At 74.5% G+C, this 13051-nt stretch carries 11 protein-coding genes; 2 read left to right on the top strand and 9 right to left on the bottom strand.

Going from position 1 to position 13051, the window contains the following annotated elements; genetic code table 11:
• Positions 1-315: 315 nt before the first annotated feature.
• Both ACIPLC_RS02430 and ACIPLC_RS02435 read left to right on the top strand, forming a co-directional pair.
• Entirely contained in the window at positions 316-2316 is a 2001-nt protein-coding gene (locus tag ACIPLC_RS02430) for a S9 family peptidase (protein WP_400470155.1), read from the top strand.
• Entirely contained in the window at positions 2313-2876 is a 564-nt protein-coding gene (locus ACIPLC_RS02435; RefSeq protein WP_400470158.1) for a hypothetical protein, read from the top strand. Before ACIPLC_RS02430 ends, ACIPLC_RS02435 begins: the two co-directional genes overlap by 4 nt.
• A gap of 73 nt (positions 2877-2949) precedes the next feature.
• Here ACIPLC_RS02435 and ACIPLC_RS02440 read toward each other — a convergent pair whose 3' ends face one another.
• The 9 genes from ACIPLC_RS02440 to ACIPLC_RS02480 form a co-directional block, all read right to left on the bottom strand.
• The gene (locus tag ACIPLC_RS02440) at positions 2950-3741 is read right to left on the bottom strand and encodes an SURF1 family protein (protein ID WP_400470161.1); all 792 of its coding nucleotides are present in this window, start codon (positions 3739-3741) and stop codon (positions 2950-2952) included.
• Between the two features lie 219 nt (positions 3742-3960).
• Complete coding sequence (locus tag ACIPLC_RS02445; RefSeq protein WP_400470164.1) at positions 3961-5139, bottom strand: hypothetical protein; 1179 nt, start codon at positions 5137-5139, stop codon at positions 3961-3963.
• On the bottom strand, positions 5132-5677 hold the full coding sequence (locus ACIPLC_RS02450; protein WP_400470167.1) for a SigE family RNA polymerase sigma factor: 546 nt from the start codon (positions 5675-5677) through the stop codon (positions 5132-5134). The genes ACIPLC_RS02445 and ACIPLC_RS02450 overlap by 8 nt, the downstream gene beginning before the upstream one ends.
• Before the next feature lie 335 nt (positions 5678-6012).
• Positions 6013-7092 (bottom strand): aspartate-semialdehyde dehydrogenase, encoded by a 1080-nt coding sequence (locus tag ACIPLC_RS02455; protein WP_400470170.1) that lies wholly within the window; start codon positions 7090-7092, stop codon positions 6013-6015.
• Entirely contained in the window at positions 7089-8369 is a 1281-nt protein-coding gene (locus tag ACIPLC_RS02460; RefSeq protein WP_063348651.1) for an aspartate kinase, read from the bottom strand. The genes ACIPLC_RS02455 and ACIPLC_RS02460 overlap by 4 nt, the downstream gene beginning before the upstream one ends.
• A 422-nt stretch (positions 8370-8791) precedes the next feature.
• The gene (locus ACIPLC_RS02465) at positions 8792-9541 is read right to left on the bottom strand and encodes a DUF5063 domain-containing protein (RefSeq protein ID WP_400470173.1); all 750 of its coding nucleotides are present in this window, start codon (positions 9539-9541) and stop codon (positions 8792-8794) included.
• Positions 9534-10133: a recombination mediator RecR gene (gene recR, locus ACIPLC_RS02470; RefSeq protein WP_400470176.1), complete on the bottom strand. Its 600-nt coding sequence runs from the start codon at positions 10131-10133 to the stop codon at positions 9534-9536. Before recR ends, ACIPLC_RS02465 begins: the two co-directional genes overlap by 8 nt.
• Positions 10134-10390: 257 nt before the next feature.
• Positions 10391-10729, bottom strand: coding sequence for a YbaB/EbfC family nucleoid-associated protein (locus tag ACIPLC_RS02475; protein WP_400470179.1), 339 nt, complete (start codon positions 10727-10729; stop codon positions 10391-10393).
• Positions 10730-10850: 121 nt separating this feature from the next.
• Entirely contained in the window at positions 10851-13028 is a 2178-nt protein-coding gene (locus tag ACIPLC_RS02480) for a DNA polymerase III subunit gamma and tau (protein ID WP_400470181.1), read from the bottom strand.
• Between the last annotated feature and the right edge of the window lie 23 nt (positions 13029-13051).

A 13051-nucleotide genomic window follows, 5' to 3' on the forward strand; every position in this document is an offset into this window, starting at 1 on the left:
CGGGACGGACACAAGGGGCAGGAGGGATGTGAGGGGCAGGAGGGACGGGCGGGTGGGGCGGGGGGGGGGGGGGGGGGGCCCCCCCCCCCCCCCCCCCCCCCCCCCCCCCCCCCGCGGGGGGGCCCCCCCCCCCGGGGGGGGGGGGGGGCGGCGGGGGGGGGGGGGGGGGGCCGGCCGGGGGGGGGGGGGGGGGGGGGGGGGGGGGGGGGGGGGGGGGGGGGGGGGGGGGGGGGGGGGGCCCCGGCGGCCACCCGCCCGCCCCGTTCCGTCCCCCGCCCGTTCCGTTCTGTCCCCCCGATCGGGTTGGATGGTCGGATGAGCGAGGAGAAGAGCGCCGTACCGGCGTGGGAGCAGCGGTTCAGGGCAGCACGGGTGTCACTCCCCGACTGGGCCGAGGACGCCCCCGACCGGGCGCTGTACGTGTCCAACGCGACCGGCACCTACGAGGTCTACGCCTGGGACCGCGTCACCGGCACCCACCGGCAGGTCACCGACCGGCCGAACGGCACCACCGATGCCGAACTGTCCCCCGACGGCGCCTGGGTGTGGTGGTTCGACGACCACGACGGCGACGAGTTCGGCGTCTGGCGCCGCCAGCCCTTCGCCGGCCGTTCCGCGGACCGCGACGCCGACACCCCCGACGAGGAGGCCGTGCCCGGCCTCGCCCCCTCCTACTCGGCCGGCCTGGCGCTCGGCCGCGACGGCACGGTGGTCGTCGGCCGCTCCACCGACGAGGACGGCACCACCCTGCACCTGCGCCGCCCCGGCGCGGCCGAGGCCGTCGAGATCTACCGGCACGCGGAGTACGGCGGCGTCGGCGACCTCAGCTACGACGGCACGCTGCTCGCCATCGACCACACCGAGCACGGCGACGCGATGCACTCCGCCATCCGGATCGTCCGCCTCTCCGACGGCGCGACCGCCACGAGCGGCACCACCGGCAGCGCCGACACCACCGGCACGACCGGCGAGCCCGCAGACACCGCTGAGACCGCAGAGACCGTCGAACGCGTCGAGACCGTCGCCGAACTCGACGAGGTGACCGGCCGGGACGAGCCGCGCGGCGTCGCCTGCCTCGGCTTCGCCCCGGTCGACGGCGACACCCGGCTGCTGGTGGCCCACCAGCGCACCGGCCGCTGGGAGCCGATGATCTGGGACGTCGCCACCGGCGCCGAGACCGCGCTGCCGCTGCGCGACGAGCAGGGCCGCGAACTGCCGGGCGACGTCTCCGCGCAGTGGTGCCCGGGCGCCGAGGCGCTGCTCGTCGAGCACGAGTACGAGGCGCGCAGCGAGCTGTTCTCGTACACGCTCGCCGACGGCCGGCTGACCCGGCTGGACACCCCGCGCGGCACCGTCGGCGGCGCCACCGCCCGTCCGGACGGCACCGTCGAGTACCTGTGGTCCTCCGCCGCCGAACCCTCCGCCGTCCGCTCCACCGCCGGGACGGTCGTGCTGCGGGCGCCCGGCTCGGTGCCGCCCGGCTCCGTCCCGGTCGAGGACGTCTGGGTGGACGGGCCCGGCGGGCGGGTGCACGCCCTGGTGCAGCGGCCGACCGGGGCGGGCGAGGGCCCCTTCCCGACCGTGTTCGAGATCCACGGCGGCCCCACCCACCACGACAGCGACTCCTTCGCCGCCGGCCCGGCCGCCTGGCTGGACCACGGCTTCGCGGTGGTCCGGGTCAACTACCGGGGCTCCACCGGCTACGGGCAGGCCTGGACGGACGCCCTGCACGAGCGGGTCGGCCTGATCGAGCTGGAGGACATCGCGGCCGTCCGGGAGTGGGCGGTCGCCGGCGGTCTCGCCGACCCGCGCCGACTGGTGCTCACCGGCGGCAGCTGGGGCGGCTACCTGACCCTGCTGGGCATCGGCGTCCAGCCGGACAGCTGGTCGCTGGGCGTCGCCGCCGTGCCCGTCGCGGACTACCACACCGCGTACGCCGACGAGATGGAGGCGCTCAAGTCGCTGGACCGCACCCTCTTCGGGGGCACCCCGGAGGAGGTCCCGGAGCGCTTCACCGCCTCCTCGCCGCTCAGCTACGTCGAGCAGGTGCGGGTGCCGGTCTACATCAGCGCCGGGGTCAACGACCCGCGCTGCCCGATCCGGCAGATCGAGAACTACGTCGAGCGGCTGGAGCAGCTGGGCAAGCCGCACGAGGTCTACCGGTACGACGCCGGGCACGGGTCGCTGGTGGTGGAGGAGCGGATCAAGCAGCTGCGGCTGGAGATCGACTTCGTCCGGCGGCACCTCGACGCGGCGTCGGAGACCGGGGCCGGGGCCGGGGCCGACAGCGGGGCCGGCGGCGGGGGGTCGGTGTGAGGCGTCTGCTGACGCTCGCGGGGGTGGCGGTGGCCGGAGCCCTGGTGCTCACCGGCTGCTCGGGCGGGCACGGCGCCGAGGCCGCCTGCCCGCCCCCGGCCGGCCCTGCGGTGCCCAGCCCCACGCCGACCACGGCCGCGCCGACCCCACCGGCCGCCACGGCGACGCGCGCGAGCGCGGCGGGGCCAGGGGCTGGGCCGGGGGCTGGGCCGGGGGCCGAGCCAGGGGCGGCCGTCGTGCGGGCGGCGTACGCGCCGGCGGCGGGCGAGGACGCGGTCCAGCTCGCCAAGGGATCCAGCGGGTCGAAGGGCTCGTCCGGCTCGAAGGGCTCCGGATCCAAGGGGTCGAAGACCGGGCGCACCGTGCACCACCACATCGACCACTACGACTCGAACGACGACGTGAACGGCGGCCACGGCCGGTGCCACGACGAGCCGGTGTTCACCGAGTCGCCGACGCCGGTGCCGTCCGCCCCGACGGCACCCGGGAAGCCGACGACCGCACCGGTCGTCCCGGCCCTGCCGACGACTCCGTCCGCCCCCGGCAAGCCAGCGCGCTGAGGCGGACGGGCCAAGCAGACACGCCGAACCACGCGCCGAACCGACACGCCGAACCGCGGAGGTCAGCCGAAGGTCAGTCCAGGACCGGGTCCAGTCCGAGGGCCCGGTCCTGCTCCGCCTCGCCCTCGCGGCGCACCAGGCGGAACCACATGAAGATGACGAAGCCCCCGAAGACGAACCACTGCAGGGTGTAGCCGAGGTTCTGGAACGCCCGCAGGGTGAGCCCGTCGCCGCCCTGCGGCTGGACCGTCGGCACCGAGGTCAGCCCGGCCGGCACCGCGTCGGCGGCCACCCAGCCGTCGTACCAGCCGTCGTACGCCAGCACGTTGAGCAGCGCCGCCTGGTTGATCGTGCCGAGCTGGCCGGCCGGCAGACCGCCCGCCACGGCGCCGTTGCTGCCGCTGGCCTCACCGGCCTGCAGCCGCCCGGTGACGGTCACCTGGCCGGGAGGCGGCGGCGCGGCCGCGGACGCGCCCTCGGCGGGCGTGCCGGGCGCCCAGCCGCGGACCACGGCGGCGACCCGGCCGTCGGCGGTGCGCAGCGGGGTGAGCACGTAGTAGCCCTGCTTGCCGTCGACCAGCCGGTCCGGGACGAGGAGCTGGTGCTCCGCGTCGTAGCTGCCGGTCACGGTGACGGGCTTGCCGACGGTCTCGGTGGTCACCTGCGGGGTGGCCTGGTTGAGCAGGCCGTCGATCGGCCGCACATCACTCGAAGCGGTGACGGCCTGCTTGATGTCCTGGTGCGACGAGAACCGGTCCTCGAACCGGCCGAGCTGCCAGGAGCCCAGCCAGACGCACACCGCCATGGCCGCAACGGCCAGCGCGGTGCCGCCGAGCCAGCGCGGAGTCAGGAGGAACCGGTACACACCCCCACGGTAACCACTCCTCACACCCGTCCCGGCCCCAGGGGTCCGCCGCCGACCACGACGGCCCGCCCGGTAGGTGCCCGGGCCCACTCCCCGAAGCCGCCCGAAACCGCCCGAAACCTCCGGAAAGTGCCCGGAGCCACCCGCCGTCCGAGCCCGCCCGAAGCCGCCGCCCGCCGCCCGCCGCCCGTCCGACAGCCCGCGAAGCCCGTCAGCCCGTCAGCCCGTCAGGGGCGTGCCCGACGGCTGCGGCGCCGGTGCGCCCACCGCCTGGACGCCGCCGCGGTAGAGGGTGCCGGCGCAGGCCACGGGGAGGGTGGCGGTGGCGGCGGCGGGGCTGCCGGGGGCGGGGGTGTGGGCGATGGTGGCGGTGGCCGGCGGGGCGGTGGGGTTGCCGGTCGGGGTGGCGGTGGGGCTGGGGGCGTTGGTGGGCCCGGCACTGGCGGACGAACTGGCCTGGGGGTTGGCGCTGGGGGCCGCCGAGGCGTCCGAGGCCGGGGCGGCGTCGGTGGCGGCGGGCGCCTGGGAGCCGCCGATGGCCGGGTTGGCGCCGCCCTGGCTGGTGGGCCCGGTGGTGGCGGTGCCGCCGGAGGTGGGGCAGGTCCGGTCGGGGACCCAGGCGAACGGCACCCGGTAGCCGGCCTGCGGGGCGAGGACGGGGGGCTCCGCGTCCATCGCGGGCAGGTCGCCGGCCGGGTCACCGGCGGTGTGGTCGGCGGTGCGCACACGGCTGCGGTCGGTGCCGCTCACCGCCGTGACGGCGACGGCGCCGGGGCCGCCGAGCCGGCAGCTGCGGCCGGAGACGTTGTACACGGTGAACGAGCCGTGGATCCGGCCGCCGGCGTCGGCCGAGCCGACCTGCGCGCCGCCCTGGCCGAGGTCGGCCCGGGTGCAGAGCGGGGTGATCGGGTTGTCGCCGGTGCTGGCGGCGGGGACGGGCGGGGCGGTGGTTCCGTCGGCGCGGGTGGTGCTGGCGCCGGGGCTGGGTGAGGCGGTGGGGGTGCCGGAGGGCGACGCGGTGTCGCCGGTGCCGCTGGGGCCTGGCCGCGAGGGGGTGCCGGTGCCGGTGGTGCCGCCGGTCGTGGTGCCGGTCGGGGCGGCGACGACCGGGCTGCTGGCGTCGGCCGAGCCGGGGCCGCCGGACAGCCCGAGGTGCTCCCCGTCGTGCAGGGCGGGCAGGGCGACGGCGACGGCGAGGGCGAGGGCGGCGGCGCCGGTCCAGGCTCCGCGCCGGGCGGCCCGGCGGCGGGGGACGGCGTACCGGATCCGCGGCAGGCCGCCGGGTTCGGGCTGGATGCCGGCGACGGCGCTCCGCATGAGGTCGCGGACGGTTCGTTCCTCGGCGGAGAGCCCGCCGTCCGCGCCGTCCGAGGGCCGCTGCCCGGCGCCGTCAGCCATGTCCGGCCTCCATCTGGGTACGCAGGGCGGCGAGTCCGCGCGAACCGTAGGCCTTCACCGAGCCGAGCGAGATGCCGAGGGTCTCGGCGACCTGCGCCTCCGTCATGTCCACGAAGTAACGCAGCACCAGAACCTCCCGCTGACGGCGTTGCAGACCACGCAGCGCGGCCTTCAACTGGTCGCGCTCCAGCGCATCGTAAGCGCCTTCTTCTGCACTGGCCATGTCAGGCATGGGCTTGGGCAGCAGGCGCAGGCCGAGGATCCGTCGGCGCAGGGTCGAGCGGGACAGGTTGACGACGGTCTGCCGCAGGTAGGCCAGGGTCTTCTCGGGCTCGCGGACCCGGCGCCGGGCGGCGTGCACCCGGATGAACGCCTCCTGGACGACGTCCTCGCAGGTCGAGAGGTCGTCCAGGAGCAGCGCGGCGAGCCGCAGCAGGGAGCGGTAGTGGGCCTGGTAGGTCTCGGTGAGCAGGTCCTCGCTGGTACCCGCGTCGGTACCGGCACCGGAGCCCGCCGCACCGGGTGCGACCGCGGTCATCTGGTCGTCTTCCGGCCTACTCGCCGGCCACGGGACGCGCGAGGGGAAGGCCACCGCGGCTCTCGCCGGAATGCCCGCCCCTGCTCCCACCATCACGTTCGCCACGTCCGTTGGACACTCGATCCCCTGTCATGGTTGCCCAGCCCGGGGGCCATTCTTCCGCATCGGCGGAAGAGGCCTCCAGGGGATTCCATCGGGATTCCGGACAGATTGTGTCGAGGAGCGGACACGCCTTCCCCGGTTCGAGGGCCGGGCGGGCCCGGGAGCGGGCGGTCCCGGGCCTCTTCCAAGGCCTCCTCCCAGTCCTCTTCCCAGGCTTCTCCCCGGCCTTCTTCCTAGGCTTCTCCCTGCGGCTCCTCCTGCGTCACCGTCAGCTCACCGGCCACCAGCTCCGCGATCTGCAGCAGGTTGAGCGCCGCGCCCTTGCGCAGGTTGTCGCCGCAGAGGAAGAGGTCGAGCGCGGCCGGTTCGTCGAGGGCCCGGCGCACCCGCCCGACCCAGACCGGGTCCGTACCGACCACGTCGTTCGGGGTGGGGAACTCGCCGGCCGCCGGGTCGTCGTAGAGCACCACGCCGGGGGCGTCGCGGAGGATCTGCTGCGCGTGCTCCTGGGTGACCTCGCGTTCGAAGAGCGCGTGCACGGCCAGCGCGTGGGTGCGGACGACCGGGATGCGGACGCAGGTCGCGGAGACCTTGAGGGCGGGCAGGCCGAGGATCTTGCGGGCCTCGGCACGGATGCCGACCTCCTCGGAGGACCAGCCGCCGTCCACCAGGGAGCCGGTCCAGGGCACCGCGTTGAGGGCGAGCGGGGCGGCGAACGGCCCGTGGTCGGCGATCACCGCGCGCAGGTCGCCGGCCTGCCGGCCGACCTCGGTGCCGGCCACCAGGGCGGTCTGCTCGCGCAGCGCCGCCTCGCCGATCCGGCCCTCGCCGGAGGCGGCCTGGTAGGAGGCGACGACGAGTTGCGCGAGCCCGTACTCGGCGTGCAGGGCGCCGACGGCCGCGATCATCGCGAGGGTGGTGCTGGCGGGGCTGGCGACGATGCCGCGGGCGCGCAGCCGCAGCGCGGCCGCGTTGACCTCGGGGACGACCAGCGGCACGTCCTCGGCGGTGCGGAAGGCGGCGGAGTCGTCGACCACCACGACGCCCTTGGCGGCCGCGATCGGCGCCCACTGGGCGGAGACCTCGTCGGGGACGGCGAACACGGCGACGTCGATCCCCTCGAAGGCCTCCTCGGCCAGCGGGACGACCTCGACCGGCTCCCCGCGCACGACCGGCTTGCGGCCGGCCGAACGCGGGGAGGCGACGAGTCGGATCTCGCCCCAGACGTCCTGGCGCAGGGAGAGCAGGCCGAGCAGCACCTCGCCGACCGCGCCGGTGGCGCCGACGACGGCGAGGTTCGCTCGCCGGGTCATCGCCCGGTGCCTCCGTAGACGACGGCCTCGTCCGTCTCGCTGTCCAGTCCGAAGGCGCTGTGCACGGCCCGGACGGCCTCCGGCACGTCCTCGGCGCGGGTGACGACCGAGATCCGGATCTCCGAGGTGGAGATCAGCTCGATGTTGACGCCCGCGGCGGACAGCGCCTCGAAGAAGGCCGCCGTGACACCCGGGTTGGAGCGCATGCCCGCGCCGACCAGGGAGATCTTGCCGATCGCGTCGTCGTAGCGCAGCGACTCGTAGCCGATGCCCTCCTTGACCCGGCCGAGCGCGTCGATGGCCTTCTGGCCCTCCGCCTTGGGCAGGGTGAAGGAGATGTCGGTCAGCCCGGTCGACGCGGCGGAGACGTTCTGCACCACCATGTCGATGTTGACCTCGGCGTCCGCGATGGCGCGGAAGATGCGGGCCGCCTCGCCCGGCTTGTCGGGCACGCCGACGACCGTGACCTTGGCCTCGGACGTGTCGTGGGCGACTCCGGAGATGATGGCCTGCTCCATCTCGCCCCCTTCGGGCTTGTGCGGGTTCTCGTTGCTGACGATCGTCCCGGGAAGACCCGAGAAGGACGAGCGTACGTGAATCGGGATGTTGTAGCGCCGGGCGTACTCCACGCAGCGGTCGAGCAGCACCTTGGAACCGGACGACGCCAGCTCCAGCATGTCCTCGTACGCGATCCAGTCGATCTTGCGGGCCTTCGCCACCACGCGCGGGTCGGCGGTGAAGACGCCGTCCACGTCGGTGTAGATCTCGCAGACCTCGGCCTTGAGCGCGGCGGCGAGGGCGACGGCGGTGGTGTCCGAGCCGCCGCGGCCCAGCGTGGTGATGTCCTTGCTGGTCTGCGACACGCCCTGGAAGCCGGCCACGATCGCGATGTTGCCCTCGTCCAGGGCGGTGCGGATGCGACCAGGCGTCACGTCGATGATGCGCGCCTTGTTGTGGACGGAGTCGGTGATGACACCGGCCTGGCTGCCCGTGAAGGACTGCGCCTCGTGCCCCAGCGATTTGATCGCCATGGCCAGCAGCGCCATGGAGATGCGCTCTCCAGCGGTCAGCAGCATGTCGAACTCACGGCCGGCAGGGAGCGGTGACACCTGCTCCGCGAGTTCGATGAGCTCGTCCGTCGTGTCGCCCATTGCGGACACCACGACGACGACCTCATGGCCGGCCTTCTTGGCGTCAACGATTCGGCGGGCAACGCGCTTGATGCCTTCGGCATCCGCAACGGATGAGCCGCCGTACTTCTGCACGACAAGGCCCACGTGCGCTCCTCGACTTGTGTCGTCTTCCGGGGGCACCAGGCCCCCGCACCCCCATGGAAAAGGGGGTGTGCGGTCGGCGCCAGTCTACCGAGCAGGGGTGCCCCAACCGGCGCTTTCCATATGATGAGACGCCCGTTTCAGCAGGTGGTCGGCGGAACGGGCCGCGCCACCGGCAGGTCTGCGGGCAATTCGCCACCGCCCCGAAGAATCGGCGGATCAACGGACGGCGATCCGGCGGGATTTCTTTTCCGCGCAAAATGCTGAGGCATTCGTCACAATCAGTCGTCGGCCGCCGGGGCGCACCGAAAACCGGCGCGCCCCGGGGAGCCGGAGCGGCCCGGGACGGCCCGGGACGGCCCGGGACGGTGGCACGCCGGGGGACGCGGGCACGCCGGAGGGGCACGGTGCACCGGAGGGCGGTGCTACCGCCCGAGGCCCAGCTCGGCCGCCATCAGGTCGCCCGCCTGCTGCTCCAGCTGCTCGTCGGTGAGCCCGTCGTCGTCGGTGTCGGCGCCGTCCGGCACCGCGCCGATCGGACTGTCCAGCCGGACGTGCGCGATCAGCGACTGCAGCGCCCGCAGCACCGCCGTACAGGTCGTGCCCCAGTTGGAGAGGTACGAGAACTGCCACCACCACAGCGCCTCGCTGACCCGGCCCTCGCGGTAGTGGGTCAGCCCGTGCTGCAGCTCGCCGACCACGCCGGCCAGGTCGTCCGAGATCCGGAAGGCGTTCGGCTTCTCCGGCGGGCCGTACGGGTCGAAGACCTCGTGGTAGACGTCGATCGGCGCGAGCAGCTCGGCCAGCCGCTCGCGCAGCTGCTCGCCGTCCGGCTCCGGCCCGGCGTCGGGCTCGAAGCGGTCCTCCGGGACGACGTCCTCGATGGCGCCCAGCCGGCCACCGGCCAGCAACAGCTGCGAGACCTCCAGGAGCAGCAGCGAGACCGCGCTGCCCGGCTCGTCGCCCTTGGCGACCTCGGTGACGGCGAGCACGAAGCTCTCCACCGAGTCGGCGATCTGCACGGCGAAGTCGTCCGGCTCCGAACCGTGCGCATGGATGTGCGGGGTGTGGCTCTGCGGCTCCCCGTGCGGCTGTCCGGGGGCCGGCTGGTGGGCCTGCCCGTGGGACGGCTGGTGGGGCGTGTGGGGCTGCTGGTTGAGCGTCCGGTCAGACATCGAGCAGTCGTCTCCCTTCGAAGGCGCGGCCGAGGGTGACCTCGTCCGCGTACTCCAGATCCCCGCCGACGGGCAGGCCGCTCGCCAGCCGGGTCACCCTCAGGCCCATCGGCTTGCAGAGCCGGGCCAGATAGGTGGCGGTCGCCTCCCCCTCCAGGTTGGGGTCGGTGGCCAGGATCAGCTCGGTGACCGTGCCGTCCGCGAGGCGCGCCAGCAGCTCGCGGATCCGCAGGTCGTCCGGGCCGACGCCCTCGATGGGGCTGATCGCGCCGCCCAGCACGTGGTAGCGGCCGCGGAACTCGCGGGTGCGCTCGATGGCGACGACGTCCTTGGACTCCTCGACCACGCAGATGACGCCGAGGTCGCGGCGCGGGTCCAGGCAGACCCGGCACCGCTCGGCCTCTGCGACGTTGCCGCAGACCGCGCAGAAGCGGACCTTGTCCTTGACCTCCAGCAGCGCGTGCGCGAGGCGGCGCACGTCGGTCGGGTCGGACTGCAGGATGTGGAAGGCGATCCGCTGGGCGCTCTTGGGCCCGACGCCGGGCAGCCTGCCCAGTTCGTCGATCAGGTCCTGAACCACGCCCTCGTACAACGTCGCGCCTTCCCTCGGATGGTCGGTGGTGCTCCGGTGCCATCATCCAACGAATCGGGCGCCGGACACACCGCCCGACGCCCGACTCCCACATAAATCACATGGGTCCGTTGTCTGAACTTCAGAACTTCAGGACCTCAGACCTACCAGGCCGGAACCCCTGTTCGGAACCCTGCCAGGTCTGTTCGGAACCCCCGTTTCGGAGCCCCGCCAGGTCTGTTCGGAACCCTGCCAGGTCAGAACGGAGCCCTGCCAGGTCAGAACGGCAGACCGGGGATGCCCCCGCCCAGGCCCTGGGTCAGCGGGCCCATGCGCTCGGCCTGCATCTTCTGTGCCGACTGGTTGGCGTCCCGCACGGCCGCCAGGACCAGGTCCGCCAGGGTCTCGGTGTCCTCCGGGTCGACGGCCGACGGGGCGATGGTCAGCGCCACCAGCTCACCGGCACCGGTCACCGTGGCCTCGACCAGGCCACCGCCCGCCGAACCGCTCACCTTCGTCTCCGCCAGCTCCTGCTGCGCCTGCGCGAGATCCTGCTGCATCTTCTGCGCCTGCTTCAGCAGCTGCTGCATGTTGGGCTGGCCACCACCGGGGAACACGGCTCACTCCTCGCTTCGTGCTTGCTGTCCTGCGTCGCCGTCCTGCCCGCGGTCACGCTCGCTTGCAGTCCCGCTCGCGTCGTCACGGCCGAGCCTACGTGCTGCCGGGGCGGGCCGTCGCTCAGTTGCCGCGGTGGTGGATCTCCTCCAGGACCGTCGCGCCCAGCTCCCGGATGATCAGCTCCTGACCGGAGAACGCCTCCTCGTTGAGGTCCGGGTCGTCCTCCTCCGGGATGTCGTCCTCCGGCGCCACCGCCCGCACCGGACGGGCCGGCGGCGCGGCCACCGGCGGCGGGGCCTGGACCGGCGCGGGCGCCGGGGCGGCCTGCACCTGCGGGGACGGCTGCGACTGGACCGGCGCGGGCACCGGAGCCGGAGCCGGCACCGGCGGCGCGGCGGCCGCCGGACGGGCCGGGGCCCCCCAGCCACCACCGCTCGGGGCGGCACCGCCACCGCTCGGGATGGCACCGCCGCCGAGGGAACCGCCGCCGGACGGGTCGACGATGCACTCGATCCGCCAGTCCACCCCCAGCGCGTCGGCCAGTGCCTGGCGCAGCACGTCGTCGCTGTTGCTGCCGACGAAGCTGTCCCGGGCGCCCGCGTTGATGAAGGACACCTGGAGCACGCTGCCGTCGAACCCGGCCACCTGGCCGTTCTGGCTGAGCAGGATCCAGGTGAAGCGGCGGCGGTTCTTCACCGCCTCCAGAATCTGCGGCCACAGCTGCCGGACCTGCGCCGCGCCCTGCTGCGCGGCGGGCGACGCCTGCCCGGCAGGCTGCCCGGCAGGAGCGGGCGCGGGCGCCGCCGGGGCGGGGGCTGCTGGGGCTGTAGGGGCGGGAGCGGACACCGGGGCGGCCTCGGTGGCCCCGCCGGCCTGGGCCGGCGGCTGCGGCGCGGGGGCCGGGGCCCCACCCGCCGGCGGGAAGCTTCGCCGGATCGGCCAGGCACCCGGCGCGGGCCCGGCGGGCGCCGCCGGGGCGGGCGGCGCGGGAGCCACGGCAGGGGCCGCCGCAGGGGCCGCCGCGACCGGCGCGGCCTGGACGGGCGCGGCCTCCGCCACCGGGGCCGGCACCGGAACGGGCGCGGCCACGGGCGCCGCCAACGGCGCCCCCACCACCATCGGCGCGGCGAACCCTCCGGTCGCCGCCCGGCGCTCCAGCTTGTCCAGCCGCGCCTGCAACGACAGCTCGTCGCTGTACGCGCCCGGCAGCATCACCCGGGCGCAGATCAGCTCCAGCTGCAGCCTCGGCGCCGCGTTGCCGCGCATCTCGGTCAGCCCGGTGTTGACGAGGTCCGCCGCCCGGCTCAGCTCCGCCGAGCCGAACGCGTCCGCCTGCGCCTGCATGATCGCGACCCGGTCCGCCGGGGCGTCGATCAGCCCCTTCTCCCCCGCCTCCGGCACGGTGGCCAGGATCACCAGGTCGCGCAGCCGCTCCAGCAGGTCGGTGACGAAACGGCGCGGGTCGTGCCCGCCCTCGACCACCCGGTCGATCACCTGGAACACCGTCGCCCCGTCGTGCGCGGCGAAGGCGTCCACCACCTCGTCCAGCAGCGCCGAGTCGGTGTACCCGAGCAGCGACGTCGCCATCTGGTACGTCACACCGCCCTCGGCGGCACCGGCCAGCAGCTGGTCCATGACCGACATCGAGTCACGCACCGACCCGGCCCCGGACCGGACCACCAGCGGGAACACCGAGTCCTCGACCTGGATGCCCTCCCGGCCGCAGACCTCCGCCAGGTAGTCGCGCAGCGTGCCCGGCGGGACCAGCCGGAACGGGTAGTGGTGCGTCCGGGACCGGATCGTCCCGATCACCTTCTCCGGCTCGGTGGTCGCGAAGATGAACTTGAGGTGCTCCGGCGGCTCCTCGACCACCTTGAGCAGCGCATTGAAGCCGGCCGAGGTCACCATGTGCGCCTCGTCCAGGATGAAGATCTTGTAGCGGCTGTGGACCGGCGCGAAGAACGCCCGCTCCCGCAGCTCGCGCGCGTCGTCCACACCACCGTGCGAGGCCGCGTCGATCTCGATCACGTCGATCGAGCCGGGCCCGCCGGTCGCGAGGTCGCGACAGGACTGGCACTCCCCGCAGGGCGTCGGCGTCGGCCCCTGTTCACAGTTCAGACAGCGGGCCAGGATGCGCGCACTCGTCGTCTTCCCGCAGCCGCGCGGCCCGCTGAACAGGTACGCGTGGTTGACCCTGTTGTTACGCAGGGCCTGCTGGAGCGGAGCGGTCACGTGCTCCTGCCCGATGACCTCCGCGAAGGTCTCGGGGCGGTAGCGGCGGTACAGGGCTAGGGACACACCCCCGACGATATCGGGACGCA

It is taken from the genome of Kitasatospora sp. NPDC086801 (genome assembly GCF_044745805.1).
In the GTDB taxonomy this organism is placed as follows: domain Bacteria; phylum Actinomycetota; class Actinomycetes; order Streptomycetales; family Streptomycetaceae; genus Kitasatospora.

Bases quoted from the DNA above. Each gene is read 5' to 3' on its own strand.
- ACIPLC_RS02445 (WP_400470164.1), bottom strand. From the start codon at position 5,139: ATGGCTGACGGCGCCGGGCAGCGGCCCTCGGACGGCGCGGACGGCGGG.
- ACIPLC_RS02450 (WP_400470167.1), bottom strand. From the start codon at position 5,677: ATGACCGCGGTCGCACCCGGTGCGGCGGGCTCCGGTGCCGGTACCGAC.
- ACIPLC_RS02430 (WP_400470155.1), top strand. From the start codon at position 316: ATGAGCGAGGAGAAGAGCGCCGTACCGGCGTGGGAGCAGCGGTTCAGG.
- ACIPLC_RS02455 (WP_400470170.1), bottom strand. From the start codon at position 7,092: ATGACCCGGCGAGCGAACCTCGCCGTCGTCGGCGCCACCGGCGCGGTC.
- ACIPLC_RS02465 (WP_400470173.1), bottom strand. From the start codon at position 9,541: ATGTCTGACCGGACGCTCAACCAGCAGCCCCACACGCCCCACCAGCCG.